The 22,747-nt window shown below is 75.1% G+C and carries 19 protein-coding genes and 1 tRNA gene; 10 read left to right on the top strand and 10 right to left on the bottom strand.

The window, feature by feature from the left end:
* Nucleotides 1-53: 53 nt before the first annotated feature.
* From AC3EVP_RS34840 to AC3EVP_RS34825, 4 genes are all read left to right on the top strand, one after another.
* Nucleotides 54-2,063, top strand: coding sequence for an acetyl/propionyl/methylcrotonyl-CoA carboxylase subunit alpha (locus AC3EVP_RS34840; RefSeq protein ID WP_435137283.1), 2,010 nt, complete (start codon nucleotides 54-56; stop codon nucleotides 2,061-2,063).
* Nucleotides 2,064-2,134: 71 nt separating this feature from the next.
* Nucleotides 2,135-3,328 carry an acyl-CoA dehydrogenase family protein gene (locus AC3EVP_RS34835; protein ID WP_435137239.1) on the top strand — a complete coding sequence of 398 codons (1,194 nt, stop codon included), beginning with the start codon at nucleotides 2,135-2,137 and terminating at the stop codon, nucleotides 3,326-3,328.
* Nucleotides 3,329-3,475: 147 nt separating this feature from the next.
* On the top strand, nucleotides 3,476-4,219 hold the full coding sequence (locus tag AC3EVP_RS34830) for an enoyl-CoA hydratase family protein (RefSeq protein WP_435137236.1): 744 nt from the start codon (nucleotides 3,476-3,478) through the stop codon (nucleotides 4,217-4,219).
* On the top strand, nucleotides 4,207-4,836 hold the full coding sequence (locus tag AC3EVP_RS34825) for a TetR/AcrR family transcriptional regulator (RefSeq protein WP_435137233.1): 630 nt from the start codon (nucleotides 4,207-4,209) through the stop codon (nucleotides 4,834-4,836). The genes AC3EVP_RS34830 and AC3EVP_RS34825 overlap by 13 nt, the downstream gene beginning before the upstream one ends.
* 53 nt (nucleotides 4,837-4,889) lie before the next feature.
* Here the strand turns inward: AC3EVP_RS34825 and AC3EVP_RS34820 are convergent, their stop codons facing one another.
* Nucleotides 4,890-5,489: a DUF1349 domain-containing protein gene (locus AC3EVP_RS34820; RefSeq protein ID WP_435137230.1), complete on the bottom strand. Its 600-nt coding sequence runs from the start codon at nucleotides 5,487-5,489 to the stop codon at nucleotides 4,890-4,892.
* Nucleotides 5,461-6,420: a GNAT family N-acetyltransferase gene (locus AC3EVP_RS34815; RefSeq protein WP_335978585.1), complete on the bottom strand. Its 960-nt coding sequence runs from the start codon at nucleotides 6,418-6,420 to the stop codon at nucleotides 5,461-5,463. Before AC3EVP_RS34815 ends, AC3EVP_RS34820 begins: the two co-directional genes overlap by 29 nt.
* 214 nt (nucleotides 6,421-6,634) lie before the next feature.
* On the opposite strand from AC3EVP_RS34815, the gene AC3EVP_RS34810 reads away from it, so the two are divergent.
* Nucleotides 6,635-6,943 carry a DUF6343 family protein gene (locus tag AC3EVP_RS34810; protein WP_435137226.1) on the top strand — a complete coding sequence of 103 codons (309 nt, stop codon included), beginning with the start codon at nucleotides 6,635-6,637 and terminating at the stop codon, nucleotides 6,941-6,943.
* Between the two features lie 72 nt (nucleotides 6,944-7,015).
* On the opposite strand, the gene AC3EVP_RS34805 is transcribed toward AC3EVP_RS34810, so the two are convergent.
* Nucleotides 7,016-7,089 (bottom strand) — tRNA-Met (locus tag AC3EVP_RS34805).
* Nucleotides 7,090-7,399: 310 nt separating this feature from the next.
* On the opposite strand from AC3EVP_RS34805, the gene AC3EVP_RS34800 reads away from it, so the two are divergent.
* On the top strand, nucleotides 7,400-7,702 hold the full coding sequence (locus AC3EVP_RS34800) for a hypothetical protein (RefSeq protein ID WP_335978589.1): 303 nt from the start codon (nucleotides 7,400-7,402) through the stop codon (nucleotides 7,700-7,702).
* Between the two features lie 169 nt (nucleotides 7,703-7,871).
* Complete coding sequence (locus AC3EVP_RS34795; protein ID WP_435137223.1) at nucleotides 7,872-10,322, top strand: hypothetical protein; 2,451 nt, start codon at nucleotides 7,872-7,874, stop codon at nucleotides 10,320-10,322.
* Nucleotides 10,323-10,385: 63 nt separating this feature from the next.
* Here the strand turns inward: AC3EVP_RS34795 and AC3EVP_RS34790 are convergent, their stop codons facing one another.
* From AC3EVP_RS34790 to AC3EVP_RS34765, 6 genes are all read right to left on the bottom strand, one after another.
* Complete coding sequence (locus AC3EVP_RS34790) at nucleotides 10,386-12,071, bottom strand: hypothetical protein (RefSeq protein ID WP_435137220.1); 1,686 nt, start codon at nucleotides 12,069-12,071, stop codon at nucleotides 10,386-10,388.
* A gap of 187 nt (nucleotides 12,072-12,258) precedes the next feature.
* On the bottom strand, nucleotides 12,259-13,509 hold the full coding sequence (locus AC3EVP_RS34785; protein WP_435137217.1) for an MFS transporter: 1,251 nt from the start codon (nucleotides 13,507-13,509) through the stop codon (nucleotides 12,259-12,261).
* 5 nt (nucleotides 13,510-13,514) lie between these two features.
* Nucleotides 13,515-14,111 carry a GNAT family N-acetyltransferase gene (locus AC3EVP_RS34780; RefSeq protein ID WP_435137214.1) on the bottom strand — a complete coding sequence of 199 codons (597 nt, stop codon included), beginning with the start codon at nucleotides 14,109-14,111 and terminating at the stop codon, nucleotides 13,515-13,517.
* A complete protein-coding gene (locus tag AC3EVP_RS34775; protein WP_435137280.1) occupies nucleotides 14,108-15,379 on the bottom strand; it encodes a type III PLP-dependent enzyme in 1,272 nt (423 codons plus the stop codon). The genes AC3EVP_RS34780 and AC3EVP_RS34775 overlap by 4 nt, the downstream gene beginning before the upstream one ends.
* Before the next feature lie 8 nt (nucleotides 15,380-15,387).
* Nucleotides 15,388-16,761, bottom strand: a complete 1,374-nt coding sequence (locus tag AC3EVP_RS34770) for a DUF6271 family protein (protein WP_435137211.1) — start codon at nucleotides 16,759-16,761, stop codon at nucleotides 15,388-15,390.
* Between the two features lie 2 nt (nucleotides 16,762-16,763).
* Nucleotides 16,764-17,897: a phytanoyl-CoA dioxygenase family protein gene (locus AC3EVP_RS34765; protein ID WP_435137208.1), complete on the bottom strand. Its 1,134-nt coding sequence runs from the start codon at nucleotides 17,895-17,897 to the stop codon at nucleotides 16,764-16,766.
* Nucleotides 17,898-18,341: 444 nt separating this feature from the next.
* On the opposite strand from AC3EVP_RS34765, the gene AC3EVP_RS34760 reads away from it, so the two are divergent.
* Entirely contained in the window at nucleotides 18,342-19,859 is a 1,518-nt protein-coding gene (locus tag AC3EVP_RS34760) for a glycoside hydrolase family 3 protein (RefSeq protein WP_435137277.1), read from the top strand.
* Between the two features lie 243 nt (nucleotides 19,860-20,102).
* On the opposite strand, the gene AC3EVP_RS34755 is transcribed toward AC3EVP_RS34760, so the two are convergent.
* Nucleotides 20,103-20,420: a hypothetical protein gene (locus tag AC3EVP_RS34755; RefSeq protein WP_335978601.1), complete on the bottom strand. Its 318-nt coding sequence runs from the start codon at nucleotides 20,418-20,420 to the stop codon at nucleotides 20,103-20,105.
* A 70-nt stretch (nucleotides 20,421-20,490) separates the two neighbouring features.
* On the opposite strand from AC3EVP_RS34755, the gene AC3EVP_RS34750 reads away from it, so the two are divergent.
* Complete coding sequence (locus tag AC3EVP_RS34750) at nucleotides 20,491-21,441, top strand: LysR family transcriptional regulator (protein WP_435137205.1); 951 nt, start codon at nucleotides 20,491-20,493, stop codon at nucleotides 21,439-21,441.
* A gap of 338 nt (nucleotides 21,442-21,779) precedes the next feature.
* Nucleotides 21,780-22,688 carry a calcium-binding protein gene (locus tag AC3EVP_RS34745; protein ID WP_435137202.1) on the top strand — a complete coding sequence of 303 codons (909 nt, stop codon included), beginning with the start codon at nucleotides 21,780-21,782 and terminating at the stop codon, nucleotides 22,686-22,688.
* Nucleotides 22,689-22,747 lie beyond the last annotated feature (59 nt).

Here is a 22,747-nt window from a genome sequence, read left to right as displayed (position 1 = left end):
CGGCCGGAGGCGGACCCGTCCACCCGGCCGAGCGGGCGCCCGTCCGCACCGTCCTGGTGGCCAACCGCGGGGAGATCGCCCGCCGGGTGCTGCGCACCTGCCGCACCCTGGGCATCGGCACCGTGGCGGTGCACTCCGACCCGGACGCGGGCGCCGCCCACGTACGGGAGGCGGACCGCGCGGTGCGGCTGCCGGGCGACGCGGCCGCGGACACCTACCTGCGCGGGGAGGCGGTGGTCGCCGCGGCGCTGGCGGCGGGCGCGGACGCGGTGCACCCGGGGTACGGATTCCTGTCCGAGAGCGCGCCGTTCGCGGCGGCCGTGCAGGAGGCGGGGCTGACCTGGATCGGCCCGGCGCCGCGGGCCGTGGCCGCGATGGGCTCCAAGACGCGGGCGAAGGAGCTGATGGCGGCGGCCGGGGTGCCGCTGTTCGCCGCGCTCGACCCGGCCCGGGTCGGCCCGGCCGACCTGCCGGTGCTGGTGAAGGCCGCCGCGGGCGGAGGCGGCCGCGGTATGCGGGTCGTCCGTGAACTCGCCGCTCTCGAAGACGAGTTGGCGGCGGCCCGGGCGGAGGCCGCGGCGGCCTTCGGCGACGGCGAGGTGTTCGTCGAGCCGTACGCGGAAGGCGCGCGGCACATCGAGGCGCAGGTGCTGGCCGACGCGCACGGCACCGTGTGGGTGCTGGGTGAGCGGGACTGCTCGGTGCAGCGGCGGCATCAGAAGGTGGTCGAGGAGACCCCGGCGCCCGGCCTGCCCGCGACCGTACGCACCGCCCTGCACGACGCCGCCGCCCGGGCGGCCCGCGCGATCGGCTACGAGGGCGCGGGCACCGTGGAGTTCCTGGTCGGCGCGGACGGCCGGCCGTACTTCCTGGAGATGAACACCCGCCTCCAGGTGGAGCACCCGGTCACCGAGTGCGTCTTCGGCGTGGACCTGGTGGCGTGGCAGATCAGGATCGCCGAGGGCGCCGCGCTGCCGCCCGAGCCGCCGGCGCCGCGCGGCCACGCGGTCGAGGCGCGGCTGTACGCGGAGGACCCGGCGCGCGGCTGGCAGCCGCAGACCGGCGCGGTCCACCGGCTCGAACTGCCGGGCGTGGACGCGCGGTTCGCGCTCCCGCCGGGCCGGGAGACGGGTCTGCGGCTGGACTCGGGGGTGACCGCGGGCGACACCGTCGGGGTGCACTACGACCCGATGCTCGCGAAGGCCGTCGCCTGGGCGCCGACCCGCGCCGAGGCGGTCCGCCGCCTCGCCCGCGCCCTGCACGAGGCCCGCCTCCACGGCCCGCCCACCAACCGGCGGCTCCTGGTGGCGGTCCTGCGCCATCCCGACTTCGCCGCCGTACGGTTCGACACCGGCTGGCTGGAGCGGGAGTTGACCGCACTGACCGCAGCCGCGGACAGCGACGGCGGCAAGGAGGGTGAGGTGGAGCGGACGGCCGCGCTGGCCGCCGCGCTCGCCGACGCGGCCGCACGCACCGCCGCCCCTGCTCCCCCGGCCCGCGCGGCACCGGTCGCCGCCCGGCTCGGCAGCTGGCGCAACCTCCCGTCGCAGCCCCAGCTCAAGCGCTACCGCGCCGTGCCCTCCGGCACCGAGTACGAGGTCCGCTACCTCCTGACCCGCGACGGCCTGCGGGCCGAGGGCCACGACGGCGTCGTGGTGGTGTCCGCCGCACCGGACCGGGTGGTGCTCGAAGTCGACGGCGTGCGGCGGACGTCGGAGGTGGCCCGCTACGGCGAGCAGGTGTTCGTCGACGGGCCGGACGGCGGCACCTCGCTGGTCGCGCTGCCGCGCTTCCCCGACCCGGCCGAGCAGGTCGCGCCCGGCTCGCTGCGGGCGCCGATGCCCGGCACCGTGGTCCGGCTGGGCCGGTTCGCGCCGGGCGACCGGGTGGCCCGCGGCGAACCGCTGCTGTGGCTGGAGGCGATGAAGATGGAGCACGTGGTCACCGCGCCCGCGGCGGGCACCCTCACCGAACTCACCGCCGTGGTGGGCCGCCAGGTCGAACCGGGCGCCGTACTGGCCGTCGTCACGGCGGACGCCGACACCCCGTCCCAGGAGACGTGACCCCCAGGTCCGCCGGACCCCCGCACCGCGCACACCGGACGCACCGCCAACGCAACGGGAGGAAGAGCGACATGGGCGACACCGAAGCGACCACCTTCGACCGGGCACTGCTGGAGAGCGAGGAACGGCGCGCGCTGCGCACCGCCGTCGGCGCGCTCGGCCGCCGCTACGGACGGACCTACTTCACCGACACCGTCCGCGCCGGCCGGCAGCCGGAGGAGCTGTGGCAGGAGGCCGGCGCGCTCGGCTACCTCGGGGTGAACCTGCCCGAGGAGTACGGCGGCGGCGGCCAGGGACTGGCTGAACTCGCGATCGTGCTGGAGGAGTTGGGCGCCGCCGGAAGCCCGCTGCTGCTGCTCGTGGTCTCGCCCGCGATCTGCGGCACCGTGATCGCCCGGTTCGGCACCCGGGCGCAGAAGGAGCGCTGGCTGCCCGGCCTGGCCGACGGCTCGCGGCGGATGGCGTTCGCCATCACCGAGCCGGACGCCGGCTCCAACTCCCACCGCATCTCCACCACCGCGCGCCGCGACCCGGACACCGGCGGATGGCTGCTGTCCGGCCGCAAGGTGTTCATCTCCGGGGTGGACATCGCCGACGCGACGCTGGTCGTCGGCCGCACCGCGGACGCCCGCACCGGGAAGCTCAAGCCCTGCCTGTTCATCGTCGAACGCGGCACCCCCGGCTTCGAGTTCCGGCAGATCGACATGGAGGTCGCCGCTCCCGAGAAGCAGTTCCAGCTCTTCCTGGACGACGTGGCGCTGCCCGCCGACGCCCTGGTTGGCGACGAGGACGCCGGGCTGCTCCAGCTCTTCGCCGGGCTCAACCCCGAACGCGTGATGACCGCCGCCTTCTCCATCGGGATGGGCCGCTACGCCCTGTCCCAGGCGGTGGAGTACGCCCGCACCCGGCAGGTCTGGCAGGCCCCGATCGGCGCGCACCAGGCGATCGCGCACCCCCTCGCGCAGGCCCACATCGAGCTGGAACTCGCCCGGTTGATGATGCAGAAGGCCGCGCACCTGTACGACGCCGGCGACGACATGGGCGCCGGCGAGGCCGCCAACATGGCGAAGTACGCCGCCGCGGAGGCCGGGGCGAAGGCCGTCGACCAGGCCGTGCACACCCTCGGCGGGAACGGTCTGACGGCCGAGTACGGGCTCGCGACGCTGCTCACCGCCTCCCGGGTGGGCCGCATCGCGCCGGTCAGCCGCGAGATGATCCTGAACTTCGTCTCGCACCACACGCTCGGCCTGCCCAAGTCGTACTGACCCCGGGCCCGTAGCGCCGTGATCGGACCCGTGGCGCCGGAACCGCAGGCGTATCCGCGGTCGTACCCGCAGTCGTCGCCGCCGGAACCGTAGCCGTACCCGCCGGAACCGTACCCGTACCCCCTCCCGACCGACAGGAGTCCGCACGTGGCCGCAACCGCGCCGCTGGTCCACCGGCACCTCGACCGGGGCATCGCCGTCGTCACCCTCGACTCGCCGCACAACCGCAACGCCCTGTCCGCCGACCTGCTCGACGGGCTGGCGGCGGAGTTCGAGCAGGCCGGTGCGGACGGCGCGGTCCGCGCGGTGCTGCTCACCCACACCGGCACCACCTTCTGCTCCGGCGCCGACCTCGCCGACCGCCGGGCCCGGCAGGGACCGGCCCGACTGGCCGCGCTGATGCGGCAGATGGCGGCCCTGCCCAAGCCGGTGGTGGCGCGGGTGCGCGGGCATGTGCGGGCCGGCGGGCTGGGGCTGCTGGCCGCCTGCGACATCTCCGTGGCGACCGGCTCCGCCGACTTCGCCTTCACCGAGTCCCGGCTCGGCCTGGCTCCCGCGGTCGCCTCGATCCCGGTGCTGGCCGCGGCCGACCGGCGCGCCATGGCCCGCTACTTCCTGACCGGCGAGCGCTTCGGCACCGCGGAGGCGATCAGGACCGGGCTGGTCACCGCGCGGGACGAGGAACTGGAGGGTATCCTCGCCGGGTTGCGGGCCGCCGCTCCGCAGGGCCTCTCCGCGACCAAGGAGTTGACCGCGGCGGCGCTGCTGGCGGCGCTCGCCGCCGGCACCGACGCGATGGCCGACCTCAGCGGCCGGCTCTTCGCGTCCGCCGACGCCGCCGAGGGCATGCGCGCCTTCCTCGAACGACGGGACCCGCCATGGGCGTTGTGACCGACCCGGCAGCCGCCGACCGCGAACCCAAGCAGGGCCGGGCGCGCGCCACCCGGCAGCGCATCCTGGCCGCCGCCGTCGCGTGCCTGGCCGAACGCGGCTGGTCCGGCAGCACCGTGGCCGTGGTGTGCGCGCGGGCCGGGGTGACCCGCGGCGCCGCCCAGCACCACTTCCGCACCCGCGAGGAGCTGTTCACCGCGGCCATCGCGCACATGGCCGAGGAGTGGCTCGCCGCCGTCCGCGAACGCGCCCGCGCCCTGCCCGGGCACGGCCAGGACCGTACGTACGCGGTGGTGGACATGCTCGTCGACGTGCACACCGGGCCGCTGTTCCGCGCCGCCCTGCACCTGTGGGTGGCCGCCACCGACGAGCCGGCGCTGCGGCCCCGGGTCGCCGCGCTGGAGGCCCGCATCGGGCGGGAGGCGCACCGGCTGGCGGTGGAGTTCCTGGCGGCCGACGAGTCGGTGCCTGGCGTACGCGAGACCGTGCAGGGCACCTTGGACATGGCGCGCGGCCTGGGCCTGGCGAACCTGCTCAGCGACGACTCGGCGCGCCGGGCCGGGATCGTCCGGCAGTGGTCGCGCACCCTGGACACGGTGCTGCGGCCCGCGCCTTGAGGCCGCGTACGGCGGCGATCCCGCACGCACGTACCTCGCCCGCGCGCCTCGCGTCAGTGCAGGGACGTGTCCGCCGGGCCGGTGGCCAGCCGGGTGAACCGTACGGTCAGCCCGTCCCGTTCGGGGCTGCAGCAGAACAGGCCGGCGCTCGCCTCGGCCGCCGGGTCGAGGTAGGACAGCCGCACCATGCGCCAGGGTTCGGCCGCACGGCGGGCCCGTACGGTGACCGCGTCGCCGGAGCGGCTGACCCGGATCGTCACCTCGTGGCCCGCCCACTCGGGCACCGGCGCGAGCGACCAGTCGGAGGTGCCGTGGGTGACGACCGCGCCGAGTTGGGGGTGGCCGTCGGACACCTCGACGCCCGCCTTGATCCAGGTCGAGGCGTCCACCCGCACCAGGGCGCCGGCCTGGTCGTACAACTCGGTGAAGTCGGCCCGGAAGCCGACCTCGACGGCGGTGCCGGGCGGGAGTCCGGTGAGCAGGGCGTGGCCGTCGTCGCGGACGAAGCCGTAGCTCGTGGTGCGCCAGAAGTCGCTGCCCGCGCGGGCGGTGACCAGCAGGTCGGTGCCGTCGGTGGCCGTGTCCTGCGGCGGGTTGAGCCACTGCGCCTGCGACCAGGGCAGGTCACGCGGGGCGGCCTGGGGAGAGGTCACGTATGTACCGCCGTTCCGATCCGATGAGTTGGTACCCGAGCCAGATGTTGACCGCGAGCATGGGCGCGTTGCCGTCGTCGTTGGTGGTGCTGGCCTCGCGGTAGCCCTTCGCGCGGGCCAGGTGCAGGGAGTGCGCCTTGGCGGCCTTGGCCAGGCCGCGGCCGCGGAAGGCACGCCGGATTCCGGTGCCGCCGGAGGCGTAGTGCCGCTCGCCGTCGGTCTGCGCGATGACCAGCCCGGCGACCTCGCCGTCCACCACGGCGACCGTGGTCAGGTCGGCGTCGAAGTCGGGGCGGTCCCAGTTCAGGGTGCGCCAGTCGGTGTAGCTGAGGTGGTCGGCGGCCACGTCGCCCGGCTCGTCGCGGAAGCACTCCACGTCCGTGCGCCACAGCGGCCGCGGGTCGCGCTCCCAGGCGACCGCGGGCAGCAGCAGCACGCCGCGCGGCAGCCGCGGGCGGGCCGGCAGCGGGCTGCGCGGGCCCAGGTCGAGCCGCATGAAGCGCGCCTCGCGGCCGGGCCGGTAGCCGTGCGCGGTCGCGAAGTTCTCGGACCCGGGCTCGGGGTGCGCCCACGCGTAGCAGGTGGTCGCGCCGACCGCGTCGAGGTGCGTCTCGGCGGCGGCCAGCAGCGCCCGGCCGGCGCCGCGCCCGCGGTCGGCGGCCGCGACGTTGATGTTCACGAAGGCCGCGCCCGCGTCCTTGGCGTCGGCGAACAGCCCGGTCCGCGCGCAGCCGGCGATCCGCCCGTCCAGCAGCGCCACCAGCAGCCGGCAGTGCTGCCGTGCGGGCATGGCCACCGCCTGCGCGTGCACGCTGCGCGGGGTGGCGACCTGCTGGGGCTCCTCGGCGCGCAACAGCGCGCACACCGCCTCGGCGTCCGCGGGTTCGTACGCCCTGACGGTCACGGCTCCGCGGTCCCTCGTCGCCACCATGCTGCCGCACCTTACGCGCAGACCCGGCCGGCCGGTGCGGGTTTTCCGGCGGGGGCCCGATGGGTGGACCCTGGAAGGGAAGGGGTGGAGCGCTCTTCAAGGAGGCGGGCACATGTCCAGAACCTCCGCTTCACGGAACTCCGGGACCCCGGGGGCGTCCGGCGGCCCGGGGACGACCGGGAGGCCGGGAACGACCGGGGGCCCGCGAAACTCCGTGCGCCCGGGGTTGTTCGGGAACACCAGGACCGGATACGAGCCGACGAAGGCGCGCAGCGCGCTGCGGCTGCGGCTGGCGCTGGCCCTGCTCGGCCTGGTCTGGGGCGTCGGGGCCGCGGTGGGGTTCGCGTTCGCGGGCCAGCCGGGCTGGGCGGGGGTGTGCGCGTTCGTCGCGCTGATCGCGGTGGCGGACGTCCTCGTCGTCGTGCACCGGATACGGCAGGGGTCCCGCTACCAGCCGGGCCGCGACGTGCCGCCCGGCCCGCCGGTCGGGACCCGGCGGCGCACGGGAGACGGGGACGGGTAGGCCGCGCAGGCCGCGTCGGCCATGTCGGCATGCGCGAAGGGCCCGGCACACTGTGCCGGGCCCTTCGTTTCGTAGCGGGGACAGGATTTGAACCTGCGACCTCTGGGTTATGAGCCCAGCGAGCTACCGAGCTGCTCCACCCCGCGTCGGTGAACACCACTTTACGGGGTGGACGCCCGCTCGCCAAATCCATTCCCTCGGCGGCGCTGCCGCGGGGGGGCGGCGGCCGCTTCGCGCACGGTGCGCACAGTGGGCGGCGCGGTCCGTGGCCGGGTGGGTCGCAGGCACGTGGCAGGCGGGTGGCCAGGTGTGTGACCAGGGCGGATACGGGTTGTCCACAGGTTTCCACCGGGCCGCCGACGGGGTGGAGGGGCCGAGGGTTAGTCTCGGGGAGTCGAGATCAAGGGGGGTCCGCGGCGCGGGTCGCGGGCGTGGCGCGGGGCGAAGGAGGACGTGATGGCCGGGGTGAACGCGGGTGCCGTGGCGGCAGCCGGACTGATCGGGGGCTATGGAGTGGCCCGCTGGACCAGGCGGCGCGAGCTGGGCGGCGCGGCGCTGGCCGCAGCCGGTGTGGTGGCGGCGCGCGAGTGGCGGCGCAGCAGCGGGGCCACGCAGGCGGCGGTCCTCACGGGGGCCTATGTGGTGGCGTTCGCGGGGTCGCACCCGCTGGCGAAGAAGGTCGGCGCCTGGCCGGCGGTGTTCGCGGTGGCCGGCGGTATAGCCGCGGCCTCCTGGGCGGTCGCGGGCCGCAACCGGTAAGCCGGGAAAGGGCGCTCGGCCCGGGGCCTTGTCCCGCCCGCGTGCGTGGCGCGTCCTGCGCGGCGCTCGATCTCGCCGGCTCGGCCGTCTGGAGGTGGGCGGCGCCGACACCGTACGGTGACGGGGTACGGGCAGTCGGTCACGACTGGGCGAGCCGAGGGGGCTGGGCGTGTTGGAGCCGGAGATCGCGTCGTTGCTGACGAATCTCGCCGGGGAGGTGCTCAGCGACGCCTGGTCCGCGGTGAAGCCGCGACTGGCCGCGTTGCTCCGGCTGCGGGGCGGCGACGGTGACGCGCGGGTGCTCGGCGACCTGGAGGACGCCCGGGCGGCGAGCGCGGCCGGTTCGCCGGCCGAGGCGCGGGACCGGGTGGAGGAGGCCCTGCGCGAGACGCTCGGCACGCTCGCCGCCGAGCAGACGTCGCTGGCCGCCGAGGTGCGAGAGTTGCTCGCGGCCACGCGCGACGCCCGGGCCCGCCGGCTCCCCCGGATTCCGGTGTCCGCCGTGTCGGACTTCGAGAACCACGAGGCGGAACTGCGGGGCATGGACGCCGCGTGGGAGGCGGGCCGCGATGCGGCGGGGCCGACGCTGCTGTTCCTGTACGGGCCGCGCGGCATCGGGCTCACCACGCTGGCCCGGCAGTGGCTGCTCCGGCACCGGGACACCTTCGGCACGGGTCCGCAGCTGTCCGCGGTGCTGGCCCGGGACGCCGACGGGGCGCCGCCGGACCCGGCCGCGGTGCTCGACACGTGGTTCCGGCTGCTGCACGTGCCGGTGGAGGAGGTGCCGTCGGAACTGGCGGCGAAGGTGGCGAAGTTCCAGCAGCTCACCGCCGAAGGCCCGGTGTTCGTGCTGCTGGAGGATGTCGCGCTGGCGTCGCTGGCCCGCCACCTGCTGCCCGGTTCGCCGCTGGGCGTGGTGGTGGTGACCGGCAGGGAGCTGATGCGCAGCCTCGTGTCGGACCTGCACGCGGCGGCGTTCAAGGTCGGGCCGCTGCTGCCCGAGTACAGCCGGCGGCTGCTGATCAGCTCCGGCCGGCTCGCCCCGTACGCGACGTCGCACGAGGCGGAGATCGACAAGGCGGTCAGCGTCTGCGAGGGCAACCCGCTGCTGGTGCGGATCGCCGGGGCGCAGATGCGCTTCGACCAGCCGTACGGCATCGGCGAGTTCGCCACGGCGCTGTCGGACCGCCGCCCGGGGATCAGGTTGGGAGCCTTCGACGTGGACGAGCGCAGCGGCGCGGAGATCTTCGACGCCGGGTACCGGGAGCTGTGCCGCCGGCACCCGGAGGCGGCGGAGGTGTACCGGTATCTGGGGCTGCACCCGACGGCGGAGTTCGACGAGGACGTGGTGGCGGCGATGGCGCCGGACCTCGGTGGCCGTACCCGGGCGAAGGCGCTGCGCACCCTGCGGGACTCCAGCCTGGTCGAGCGGGTCGACGGCGGGATGTACCGGGTGATCAGCGGGCTGGTGCACGCGCACGCGGCCGAGCGGGCGCGGGCGGACCTGCCGGCGGCCGAGCGGGAGGCGGCACGGCGGCGCTGCGTCGGGTACTACGTGGACCTGGCGGAGCGGACCGACGCCGGGCTGTCGCCGCGCTACCGGCACGACCCGCCGGGCGCCTACGCCCGGTACGAGCCGCTGGCGGCGGAGGCGCAGGACGTCCTGGTGGAGGCGCTGACCCGGCGCCGGGAGGTCCTGCGGGCCGCGGTGCGGGCCGCCTACGAGGCCGGGGCGCGCGACCCGTGGTTCTATGACGCGACGTGCCGGCTGGCGCAGGGCCTGTGGACGTTCTATCTGCGCTGCGGGTTCCACTCGGACTGGATCGAGGTGTACGACCTGGGGTGCCGGGCGGCGCTGGAGTCGCTGGAGCGCGGCGACCTGCTGATGCTGGCCCGGATGCAGTACGGCCTGGGGTTCGCGCACCTCGACCGGTCGGGTCCCGGTGATCCGGAGGCGGCCCGCGGCGCGTTCGAGCAGGCGCTGGAGCTGGTCGGCCCGGCGCTGGCGCGCCCGGAAACGCCGGCGCGGGAGGCCGAGGGATGGCGGCGCACCTGGTCCAGCGTGCTGGAGGGACTGGGAAAGCTGGAGGACGGGCTCGGCCGCCCGGAGCAGGCGCTCGCGCGGTTCGACGCGGCGCTGGCGGCGCTGGAGGGCGTGGACCACCCGCGCGGCCGGGCGCTCATCGCGCTGCACCGCGGGCCGGTGCTGGGGCGGCTGGGTCGGTATGCCGACGCGGAGGCGGTGCTGGTGACGGCCCGTCAGGAGTTCCTGGCGCCGCCGCGGCCGGACCGGTTCAACGCGGCCAAGGCGAGCGCGCGGATGGCCGAGGTGCTGGTGGCGGCGGGGCGGACCGACGAGGCGCTGGCGGCGTTCGCCACGGCGGTGGGGGGCCTGGGCGGTCCCCGGCACGGCTACCAGCGCGCGGGTGTGCTGCTCTCCCGGGGCGATCTGCTGCACGCCCGGGGCGAGGCGGGGCGGGCCCGCGGGGACTGGGCGGAGGCGGCGGAGCTGTTCCGCGCGGCCAACAGCGCCCGGGCCGCCGAGGCGGAACAGCGCCTGGCCGACCACCCGGACCCGGGGCGGAGCCGGGGAGAGGGCGAGGGGCCGGACGGCGTCTGACGCATCACGGGTGCCGCGGGCCGGGAGCCTCGCGGGGCGTACGGCCGGGACGCGCGGCGCGGTTCAGAGCACGGTGAGGGTGAGGAGCGCGGGTGGCGCGTCCGCGCCGATGGTGACGGGCACCTGCGCGGGTGGGCGGGTGCCGCACAGCGCCCGGTCGAAGACGACCGAGGCCGCCAGGGCCGCGCAGGCCCACCAGGGGCGCGGCCCGGACCAGGTCGCGCGCACCCGGGCGCCGCTGCGGGTCAGCAGCGCCACGCATCCCCCGTCGGGTTCTTCCGTGGCGACCAGCGCGCACCCCGGGAAACGGGCGGCGGCCTGCGCCGCGGCGGCCGCGCGGCGCGCGGGCACGACCAGGACGTCGGCGGCGCGGGGCCAGCGCGTGTCGGGGTCGTCGATGTCGGCCACGAGGTGGGCGTCCGCGAGGTGGGCTTCCTGGCTGGGGCGTTGGAGGGCGGCGTGGTAGCGGCGGACGACGGCGGGGGTGCCGTCGGGGGGCACGGTGACGTACATGGGCGGCAGGACGGGTGAGTGGCGTGGTGCGAGGTGTCCGGCCGCCCCTTCGCCGGTGGGGACGGGCACGGCGCGGGTGGTGGCCGGTGCGGCCGGTTCGGGCAGCCCGAGCCGCTCGTAGAACAGGGCGCGCAGCAGGGCGGCGGCCTGCCCCGGGCGGGAGGTGACCAGGGAGCGCAGGTAGGGCAGTTCGCGGTCGGCGGCCTGGCGGCGGGCGGCGTCCTCCAGTTGGGCCGGCAGCGGGCGGTGCGGGGAGAGCCTGGGCACCGCCCGGGCGAGCCGCGCCATGGGCGAGCCGGGCGCGCTGCGGCTGTCGGCGAAGGCGCCCAGGACGGTGGGCAGGCCGAGGGACACGCCGTACTGCGTGACCGATCCGCCGTCGCCGCACAGCGCGTCCGCGGCGACCAGCGCGGCCTTCCACGTCTGCGTGTCGGGGCGCGGCAGCAGCAGCCCGCAGGTGAGCAGCGGGGCGAGCCAGGAGTGCAGTTGCCACGCGCCGTGGCCGTAGTAGGCGTTGGGGTGGATCGCGGCGAGCACGCGGTACTCGTCGGCCGGCAGCTCCGCCAGGGCCCGGCGCAGCGTGTCGTGTTCCGGGTCGTCGGCGTCCAGCAGCGCGTCCCTGCCCCAGGTGGAGGAGACCACGAGGAGCTTCTGGCCGGGCCGGACGCCCAGCGCGTGCCGGTAGTCGGGCCTGAAGGGGGCGCTCGCGGCCAGTTCGTCGAAGCAGGGGTCGCCGGCCACCCGGCTGAGCGGCAGCGCCTCGGGGCAGCCCGCGGCGAGCCGGGCGCGCTGCTCGTCGTGGGACAGCACGATCGCGGACGGCACCACGCGGCCGTCGTGCATCAGCCACTCCCGGGTGAGGCCGAACGCCTCGCTGCCGCCGCCGAGGAGTTTGTTGTAGCCGGCGCCGTGCGGGGTGCCGATCAGGGGGGCGTGGAGGTGGTAGAGGTCGCCGCCGCGGCTGGTGGCGATGGCCAGGTCGAACTTCCGCCGCTTGGCCTCCTCCCAGCCCACCAGGAGCGCACCGCGGTCCTGGAGCAGTTCGAGGGTGCCGCCGTCCAGCGCCGAGGAGCCGGGGCAGGTGAAGACGGTCTCGACCCGCCGGTCACCGTCGAAGAGGGCGAGCAGGTCGAGCAGGCGGGTCGCCGAGGTGACGTTGTGCGCGACGGCGAGGACGGTGCGCTCGGCGCGCACGGTCCGCCAGCTCTCGTGGTCGTCGGCCAGCGGCAGCGGCACCCGTCGACCCGGACCCTGCACCGCGCTCGCCCCCTGCCCTCTCTCGCTTCCCCGCCCGCGTACCGGACCGCCGGCAGCGCGATCAGGCTAGCGCGACGAGCCGCACCGCCGTGAAAGGTCGGGCCGCCGGGGCGGGCGGGAACGGGCGTACGGCGGCGAACCGCCGTGCCCGTACGGTGGCCGCCGCTCAGGCGGAGCCGGCCGGTACGCCCGCCTCGGCGATGGTCTCCGGCTCGGCCGCGGCCGGGGTCCAGCGGATGCGGGTGGCGCACACGGACACCAGCATCGCGGTCGCCGCGACCACGCCGAGCGCCCAGACCAGCCCGCTGGCGTTGGCGATGAAGCCGATCAGCGGCGGCCCGGCGAGCAGCCCGGTGGTCCCCATGGTGGCCACCACGGTGAGCGCGTCCGAGCCGTTCTTCGCGGCGGCCACGTACACGCAGGGGGTGACCGACGCGATGCCAAGGCCCACGCACGCGAAGCCGATCAGCGCGGGCGCCACTCCCCCGCTGAGCAGCGCCAGCGCGAGGCCGACGGCCGCGAGCGCGCTACCGCCTCGGACGATGGGGCCGTCGCCCCAGCGGCTGCGCCAGGAGTCGGCGAAGACCCGGGCGAGCACCATCATCACCGACACGACCGCGATCCCCATGGGCGCCAGTTCGGCCGACGCCTTGGCGACGTCCTTCATGTACAGGGCGGACCAGTCGTTCATGGCGCCCTCGGTCACCGTGCCGAACACCATCGCGGCGCCCAGCCACAGCGTCACGCGCGAGGGCAGGGTCCACCGCCGTCCGCGCGGGCGCGCCCCCGGTTCCCCGTTCTCCCCCGGCTCCCCCTGCTCGCCCGGCTCCGTCTTCTCCGCCGGCTGCTGGTCCCGGGTGAGCAGGCCCTCCCGGGCGAGGCCGAGCAGCAGCAGGATCAGCGCGGCGGCGACCGCGAAGTGGACGACCAGCGTGGACGTCAGGGAGTTCATCGCCGACGCCAGCAGCGCCGCGACGAGCGAGCCGCCGCTGAAGACGGCGTGCAACCGCGCCATCGCGTTGCGCTCGTGGACGGCCTCGAGCGCCGCGCCCTGCGCGTTCATCGACACGTTCAGCGCGCCGACCAGGGCGCCGTCGCAGAGCATGACCAGCAGCGCCACCGGGTAGTCCGGCAGCGCCGACATCGCCAGGAGCAGCAGTGCCAGGCACGCGGCGGAGCCGAGCGCGAGGGTGCGCGAGCCCAGCCGCCGCATCAGCACGGCCACCACCGGGAAGGTCGCCACCGCGCCGATGCCGGTGGCCATCAGCAGCAGGCCCACCTCGGCGGCGGTCAGGTCCAGGTGCGACTTGATCGCGGGCAGCCGCGCCGCCCAGGTCGCGTACTGGAAGCCCAGCGAGAAGAACAGTGCGGCCGTGGCCGTCTGGCCGCGGCGGAACGGATCGTGAACGCGCAGCATCGGGCTCATCCCACTTCGTCTCGGGCCGGTGTCCGGTGCGGCAGCGGCATCGTCATGTACACGGCGTCCGGGCCGTAGCCGTGGACGTCCACCGCGCCGGGGCGGGCGGCGAAGCCGTTGGCGGACCAGAAGGTGTGGCTGCCGGCGACCGCGATCAGCGAGATCCGGTCGTAGCCCTGGGCGGGGGCGGCCGCGGTGAGCCGGCCGAGCAGCCGCCGGCCGAGGCCGCGGCCGCGGGCGTGCTCGGCGATCACCATGTCGTGCAAGTGCAGGTGGCGCGAGGCGTGCGCGGCGCTCTCGCGGTCGGCGAGGCCCGGGTAGGCGCCCTCCGGGTAGGGCAGCGCCAGCAGGTAGCCGGCCAGCCGCGGCCCCGGCCCGCCCGGCTGCCGCGGCCCGCCCGACGGGCCCCGCTGCCCCGGCCCGCCCGCCGCCCACTCCAGGGCGAAGCACGTGTCCGGGGAGACCCGCGCCTTGGACTCCAGCGCCGCCCGCCCCTCGGACAGGCCCGCGGCCGCGTACGTGCCGGCCTCCAGGTCCACGATCGCGTCCCAGTCCCCCGCGGCGATCCGCCGGACCCGCACGCCGGCCGCGTCGCCGCTCATCCGCCGCCCGTCCCTGCACCCGGCTCCGCCCCTGCCCCCGCACCCGGCCCTGCCGCCGGCTCCACACCCGCACCCCGCACCGCGCCTTCCGCCGGGCGCCCGTCCTCCGCCCGCCGTACGCACGTCCACGGCAGCGGGCCGAAGCCGTTGAAGCCCTGCGTCATGTAGCTGACCGCGTAGGCGCCGCTGGACAGCACCCACACCGGGTCGCCCGACGCGATCCCCGCGGGTACCTGGACCGGCCGGTGGCCGCCCGGGTACGCGTCGTCGCTGTCGCAGGTGGGGCCCGCGACGGTCGCCTGGACGTACGGGCCGCCTCGCCGGCCGGGGAAGACCAGCCGGTACTGCAGCGCGTCCATCTCGTACAGGCCGTTGAACTTCCCGCAGCTCAGGTAGAGCCAGTGGTGCGGCTCGCCCGCCGCGGTGTGCCGCAGCGACATCCGCACCACGTGCGCCCGGACCGCGCCGTGGTCGGCCACGAGGTAGCGGCCGGGCTCGACCACGAACTCCAGCGGGCCGCCCACGTCCCGGCAGCGCTGCATGCCCTCCCGGATCACCGCGAACATCTTGTCCAGCGGCGGGTCGAGCACCTCGCCGCGCTCGTCGAGATAGCCCAGCGCGGGCAGGCCGCCGCCGATGTCGATGTACCGCAGCCGTATCCCGTTCCCGGCCAGCTCGGCGATGACCTCGGTGAGTTGGTCGAACGCCCGGCGCCACGCCCCGGCGGTCATCTGCTGGGACCCGACGTGCACGGACAGCCCGGCCGGCACCAGGCCCGCGGCGCGGGCCTGCTCCAGCACGGCCACCGCGTCGCGCGCCGAGCAGCCGAACTTCCGGCTCAGCCCCCACAGCGCGCCGCCGCCGTCGGTCGCCAGCCGGCAGAAGACCCGGGCGCCCGGCGCATGCCGGGCGAGCGCGGCGACGTCCTGCGGGCTGTCGGTCGCGAAGTCCCGGATGCCGAGCCGGTGGGCCCGCGCGATGTCCGGGTCGGACTTGATCGTGTTGCCGTAGTGGATGCGTTCCGGGGGCACGCCCGCGCGCAGCGCCTGCTCGATCTCCGGCACGCTCGCGGCGTCCACCCCGCTGCCCTTGCGGGCCAGGCAGTCCAGCACCTCGTCCACCGGGCACGCCTTGAGGGCGAACCGCACGGCGACGCCGGGCAGTTCGGCCAGCAGGGACGCGTAGCGGTCCTCGATGCCGCTCAGGTCGAAGACGATCCGGTCCTCGTCGGCCGCCGCCAGTGCGGCGAGCAGCGTCTCGTCGTAGATCACCGACGTCAGTCCGGCTGCCGCTGGAGCAGGGCCGGTCCGGTGGTTCTCGCGCCGCGCACCAGCGCCGGCCAGACCTCGGTGAGCACCGCGAACTCCTCGATGTCGCGCCTGGCCTCGTCGAGCAGCCGGGCCCGGCCGGCGGCCAGCACGTCCGCGAACTCCGCGTACCTGCCGCCGAGCCGGCGGTAGGCGCGGTCCAGCACCTCGAGCCGCCGGACGTTCTCGGTCTGGTCCAGCCGGCTGCTCTCCCACAGCAGTTCGACGACCGCCTCGGTCCTGACCTGGTGCCGGTCGTCGAGGAGTGCCTCGCCGGCCCGCTCCATCCGGTCGTAGACGAAGTTCAGGTAGAGCATCGACAGGAAGAACTTCGCGAACCGGGTCTGGTAGGCGGTGAACCCGGGGCCGGTCCGGCGCTCGGGGGTGTAGAAGTTGACGATGTTCCGGTTGTGCAGCACACCGGGCAGCGTCGCGTCGTGCACCAGGTGGATGAGGAAGTAGTCGCTGCCGATGGTGTCGGTCGCCGGGAGCAGCGGCACCGCCTCCTGCACGCCGTGGAAGGCGATGTTGCACATGTCCACGCGCATGGGATCGACATGGGTGAGCAGCGAGTGGTCGGCGGTGAACTGCTCGGTGCCCGCGCCCCGGAAGGAGTCGTCGGCGAACTCCGCCTTCTGCTCCGCGCTCCAGTCGAAGGGCGCCCACAGGCCGACGACTTCGCGGTAGGCGTCGGCGTCGATCGCGCGCATCTCCGCGATGTCCACGGACATCTCGCCGACGAAGGAGGCACCCACCATCGACACCGGCTTGCCGGCGTGCCGCGGGTCGAGGTCCACGGTGGTGACGGAGCCGGCCGCGTCGGCGGCGCTCCGGCCGAGGGTGAGCAGTTCGTGGTGGATCGGGTACGCCGTCAGCGACCGCCCGCCGTCCGCGCCGGGCTCGGTGATCGCCCCGTGCGGCCCGGCCGTTCCGGCGACGACCTGGTACCTGCTGTCGGAGTCCCGCCGGTGCACCGAGGTGCAGCCGAGCGCCGCCGCGACGAGGAACGCGCGGTTGGTGCAGGCGCCGTAGGACAGCGCCGCCGGGAGCATCAGGTCGAGCAGCACCTCGGGCTTGTCCGCGTCCGAGGCGGCGATCACCTGCCGCAGGAACTCCCGCTGCTCCGCCTCCCCGAGGTGGTGGGTGACGACACCGGCTGTCGCGGGCAGCGCGCGGACGGCTGCCGCGTGCTGCCCGAACTCCAGCGGCCCGCAGGAGTCGAGGACCAGCACATGCACTTCGACGTCGAAGTGGGTGACGGCGTACACCGCTTCGTCGTGCAGTGCGGAGATCGCCGGCAGGCAGGATCTGTTGGTGGGCAGCGCAAGGCAGATTCGGCGCATCGCTACTCTCCGGACTCCCCGGCCGCCACCGCGGCGGCGTGGTCGGCCCGGTCCTCGGCGCCACCGGTCGCACCATTGGTCGCGGCACCGGCCACGGCACCGGCCACGTCACCAGCCGCGGTGCCCTTCGGGTGCCAGGACCGCAGCCCGAGCAGCTTCTCGCCCAGCTCGGTGAGTTCGGCCGGGCCGTAGCGCAGCGACTCGTGCTTGTCGGCGTCGCCGACGAGCGTCGCGTTCCACTCCGGCGTGCTGAGGGTGCGCCAGGACTCGATCCGGGAGCGGCGCAGCTCCTCGTGGCTCTCCAGCGCGGGCATCATCGACAGGTACTGCGCGGCGCGGACGCCGTCGGCCGAGGTGTTGGGCGCCACGCCGTGCGCCAGCGCGCCGTTCCAGATCAGCAGGTCGCCGGCGCGCAGCTCCGGCCGGATGACCGGGTACTGGTCGGTGTCGATGTCGGGCCGGATCGGGTCGCGGTCCTCCGGCTGCGTCGTCTTCCATTGGTCGAACCTGTGGAAGAGCTCCGGGCAGCACTGGAAGCCGCCCTGGTCGGGCCCGGTGTCGGCGAGCGCGATGATGCCCTGCACGCGCTGCGGCAGCACCTCGAGGGTGCTGTCGATGTCCCAGTGCAGTCGGATGTCGAAGCCGCGCTCGGTGGGCGCGATGAGCGCGCGGTCGCGGTTCTTGATGTTCGGCGGGTTGAGGTTGAGCCGGTCCAGGGTGACCCACAGCTCCTCGCAGTCCCAGACGTCCACGAACGCGTCGTAGACCCGCTGCGCCTGGCGGCTGTTCCAGATCAGCTGGTGCTGGTAGGCCTCGACGAAGCCGTAGATGTGCAGCTCACGGTCGAGGTCGGAGCGGAACTCCCGCTCCTCGTACCAGGTCTCGGGCCGCTTCGGGTCCAGGCCCTGGAAGTCCCAGGCGAAGTCGAGCAGTTCCTGCGCGGCGGCCGCGGGGATCGCCTGCTCGACCACCACGTAGCCGTACTTCTGCCAGAAGGCGAAGTCCTCGTCGGACAGCACGCGCAGCTTCTGCGTCTTGCGGATGTCGCGCAGCGGCACGGCGGCGCTGTAGATCTCGCCGTCCGAGCTGTAGTACGGGTTCTCCGATGATGCCCGGAACGGGCTCTGAGGCGCCATCAAAACAGTCGCTCCAAGGGTGGAAGTTCCTGAGCGGTCCGCCGCGCGATGGGGGGTGCACACGTGGGCCTTTCGACTGTGCGGGTCCAGCGGGACAGGGCAGCACGGATGCCGGGGTGGGCCGGTGCTTCGCCAGTCGACCCGCGCATCCGTCGTCACTTGTGCAACGGGTGCCGCTCGCTGAACTCGCGCCCTCCTAAGTTGGACTAGACCAACTGGAGCTGTCAACCGGCCGCTTGGTGAATATCCGCGCCCCACCTCGCACTTTGGTCGCGTTCCGCGATCACCCCCGCACCCGAAGTGAGGACGGGCGGCGCACGGCCATCTCCTTGACACCCCCGAACGGCTGAGCCAGTATCCGTTGGTCTGTACCAATCACCCGCCGGATGCGGTCGGTGCGTCGGCCCCACGCGAAAGGCCCCGTTGATGCCCGCCAGCAAGTTGGTGTCCACCAGCAAGCAGAGCAACGAGTTGCGAGCGCTCGCGCTCTCCGTCCTCCAGCCGGGGTTCGTCGGCACGGAGGCGCCCGACTGGGTGCTGCGGGCCATCGCTGACGGCCTGTCGTCGGTCGTGCTCTTCTCCCGCAACATCGCCTCGCCCGAGCAGGTCGCCCGGCTGACCGCCCAACTGCGCGCCGCGAACCCGTCGTTGATCATCGCGATCGACGAGGAGGCCGGCGACGTCACCCGGATCGAGTCCGCCACCGGCTCCACCCGGCCGGGCAGCTTCGCCCTCGGCGCCGTCGACGACACGGAGCTGACCGAGGCCGTCTCCCGGGACCTCGCCCGCGAACTGCACGCCGCCGGGGTGACCTTGGACTACGCGCCCAGCGTGGACGTCAACTCCAACCCGGACAACCCGATCATCGGCGTCCGGTCCTTCGGCGTCGAGCCCGACCGGGTGGCCCGGCACGCCGCCGCCTGGGTGCGCGGCCTCCAGTCCGGCGGGGTGGCCGCGTGTGCCAAGCACTTCCCCGGCCACGGCGACGTCGCCGTCGACTCCCACCACGGCCTGCCGAGCTACGAAGCGGACCCGGACACCATCGCCGCCCAGGCGCTGCCGCCCTTCCGCGCCGCGATCGACGCGGGCGTGCGCGCGGTCATGAGCGGCCACCTGCTGGTGCCCGCGTACGATCCGCACGTCCCGGCGACCCTCAGCCGGCGCATCCTGGAAGACCTGCTGCGCAAGGAGCTCGGCTTCGACGGCCTGATCGTCACCGACGCGATCGAGATGGGCGCGGTCACCGACCGGTACGGCATCGACGGCGCGACCGTACGCGCGATCGCCGCCGGGGCCGACGCCATCTGCGTGGGCGGCGAGCACGCCGGCGAGGACACCTTCGAGCTGCTCGCCGGCGCGCTCGCCGACGCGGTCCGCACCGGCGCCCTGGCCGCCGACCGGCTCGCCGAAGCCTCCGGCCGGGTACGGGAGTTCGCCGGCTGGTCGAGCGGGCTGTCCCGGTCCGTGCCGGTCGACCCGGTCAGCCGCGACATCGGCTACGCCGCCGCCCGCCGCGCCGTCCGGGTCGCCGGCCCGGCGCAGGGCGCGCTGCCGCTGCCCGCCGCGCCGCACGTGGTGGAGCTGGTGCCGGCCACCAACCTCGCGATCGGCAAGGAGACCCCCTGGGGCGTCGCCGTGCCGCTGCGCGAACGGCTGCCCGGAACCACCTTCGTCCGGGTCCACCCGCAGCAGCTCGCCGACCGGCCCGAGGTCCTCGACGAGCACGCCCTCGCCCCCGCCGTCGGCCGCCCGCTGGTCGTCGTCGTCCGGGACGCCGCGCGCAACAAGTGGATGGGCCGGGCGCTGGCGGACCTCACCGCCGCGCGCCCGGACGCCGTCGTCGTCGAGATGGGGCTGCCGGACGACTCCGGCGCGGGCGCGGTCCGGGTCTTCACCCACGGCGCCACCGCGGCGTCCGGCGTGGCGGCGGCCGAAGTGCTCGCCGGGGTCCCGACCCGGTAGGAACCGGCGCCCGTACGGGCCCGGGCCGCACCGCGCCTCCCCGCGTCCCGGCCCGGACCCGTACGACGCCGGGCCGTAGGACGCCGGGCCGTACGGCTCCCCGCCCGTACGAACCCCGCGCCCCGCGATGCTCCCGGACCGGCAGGACCCCGGCCCGGGCGGACACCGCGGGGGCCGCGACGCCGATCGCGCCACGGCCCCCGCGGCCTGCCGTCCCCGCCTGCCGAGGACGGCCGCCCGCCGTCAGTCCAGCGGCTCGTGGTTGGCCCAGACGACCCGGTACGGGTAGCGCGCCTGCCAGCGCCCGATCAGGTCCTCCAGCCCCGGCGCCTGGAAGGCGGCGTTGAGCGCTTCGACGTCGGCGAGCTCGAACCGCACGATCGCGGTGGCCGCGAAGACCGGACTGTGGTCGTCGGCGGGTACGCGGATGTTGTGCCGGGCCGCGAAACCCTTCAGCTGCCCGGAGGCACGCATCAGCTCTTCCATGTCCGCCAGGAACTGGTCCAGGTCGGCGTCGGGTACGGGGTCGTTGAACGAGACGATCATCGTGTGCTGGATCATGTGGTCCATCGAACTCCGGCCGGCGGCGGAAGTCCAAGATCGATCGGTTCTTCGGCGATAACCTGGAGGCATGGTCGAGCTGGAGACACGAGAACTCGAGTACGTCGTCGCGGTCGCCGAGGAACTGCACTTCGGCCGGGCCGCGGCCCGCCTGTCCATCGCGCAGCCGGCGCTGTCGAAGGCGGTCCGGCGGGTCGAGGCGCGGCTCGGCGTGCAGTTGCTGGTCCGCTCCAGCCGCCACGTGGCGCTGACCCCGGCGGGCGAGGCGCTGCTGCGGCACGGCCGCCACGCGCTCACCGCGGTCGGCGCCGCGGCCGAGGCCGCCCGCCGCGCGGGCGACGCCCGCACCCGGCTGCGGCTGGTGATCAAGCCCGGCGGCGACGCCAACCTGCTCTCCGGCATCCTCGCCGGGTACGCCGAGCAGCCCGACGCGCGCCGGGTGGAGGTCGTGTTCGGCGGCGCCACCGACCGCGCCGACCACGTACGCGACGGCCGGGCGGACCTGGCCCTGCTGTACGCGCCGTTCGACGACCTGACCGGGCTCGCCAGCGAGACGCTGTACGTGGAGGGGCGGGTCGCGCTGCTGCCCCGCGGCCACCGGCTGGCCGGGCGCGCCGAGGTGCGGGGGGCCGACCTCGCGGGCGAGCCGCTGCCGCGCTGGAAGGGGGTGCCGTGGCCGGCGGTGCCCGGCGAGCCCGACCGCTCCGCCGCCGGGCCGGAGATCGCGGATGTGCCGCAGCTGGTCCAGATGATCCTGCTCGGCCGGACCATCGCGGTGCTGCCGCGCTCGCTCGTCGGCCCGGTCTACCCGGGGCTGGTGTGCGTGCCGGTGGTCGACGCGCCCCCGAGCCGGCTCGTCGTCGCCTGGTCGCAGCTCGACCAGCGGCCGCTGGTCGCGTCGTTCGTCGCCGCCGCGGTCGCCGAGGGCCGGCGCCGCCAGGCGGCGGAGGTCGCGAACGCCGCGAACACCGCCAACACGACGTCCCTGACGGCCACCACGGCTCCCCGCGACGACGCGTAACAGTGACCGAAAGTCACCACGCCGCCGGATGAGCCGAGTTGCCCGCGCGCGCCTTTTCCCGCACCCCGCCCCCGCCGAACACGTCCGCCGATCGCCCATGTCCACACCCGAATTCATCCGCACAGCCCGCCGCCGCCGATGAATTCCCGCCCAATTACGCCTTAACACAATGCGCCGACCGGTAAATGCCCCGCACAACACCCCAGTTCACCGGGTCTCCGCAGCCCCGCGCACCGCACCCGGCGCCGCATTCACGAGCAGGCCGCATACAACCAACCGCGAACTCGGTGAGTCACAAGCACCCGTAAGCCACCGATACCCACCAGTGAGGTTGTGCGATGTCCTCCCCTTTCTCCGGCCGCCGGGCGCTGCGTACCGCGTCGGCGCTGACGCTCACACTCGGTAGCGGCCTGGCCGCCACGTTCCTCGCCGCCGGGCCGGCGAGCGCGGCGGCGCCGGCCACCGCCGCCTTCAGCCCGTCCGACCACGCGATCGACTACACGGCCGCCGCGGGCCAGGTCAACAAGGTGACGATCACCGCCACCCAGGCCGCGGGCTCCACCGAGATCACCTACGTGATCGACGACGACGTCACGATCACCGCGGGCGACGGCTGCACGTATCCCAGCGGCACCGACCACACCAAGGTCTCCTGCACCGTCACCACCCTGGACAGCCAGGACCCGTACGCGGCCCTGAACGTCGACCTCGGCGACGAGGACGACACCGCCGCGTACGACAACACCACCGGCCAGACGTACTACTTCGCCGGGATCGACCTGGGCGCGGGCAAGGACACCTACACCGAGACCGGCTCGGTGCAGGGCAACGACATCAACGGCGGCACCGGCGACGACCAGCTCACCGCCGGCAGGTACTCGGTGGTGCGCGGCGACGACGGCAACGACGTCATCCACACCTCCGCGGGCGCCATCGCGCAGGGCAACAACGGCAACGACACGATCTACGCCGACGGCAGCGGCACCTCCGCCGACGGCGGCGCGGGCAACGACTACCTGTACGGCGGCGACGGCCGCCAGGACCTGTACGGGGGCGACGACAACGACCACCTCTACGGCGGGAAGGGCGACGACTACCTGTACGGCGGCAAGGGCGACGACGTCCTCTACGGCAACAGCGGCGCCGACACCCTGTACGGGAACAGCGGCGACGACCAGCTCTACGGCGGCCCCGACACGGACTTCCTGTCCGGCGGCCCGGGCACGAACATCGTCCACCAGGACTGACGCACAGCCACCCGTACGGGGGCGGGGGGGGGGGGGGGGGGGGGGGGGGGGGGGGGGGG

The organism is Actinacidiphila sp. bgisy144 (assembly GCF_057708105.1).
This window is presented reverse-complemented; position numbering and strand designations above follow the sequence as displayed.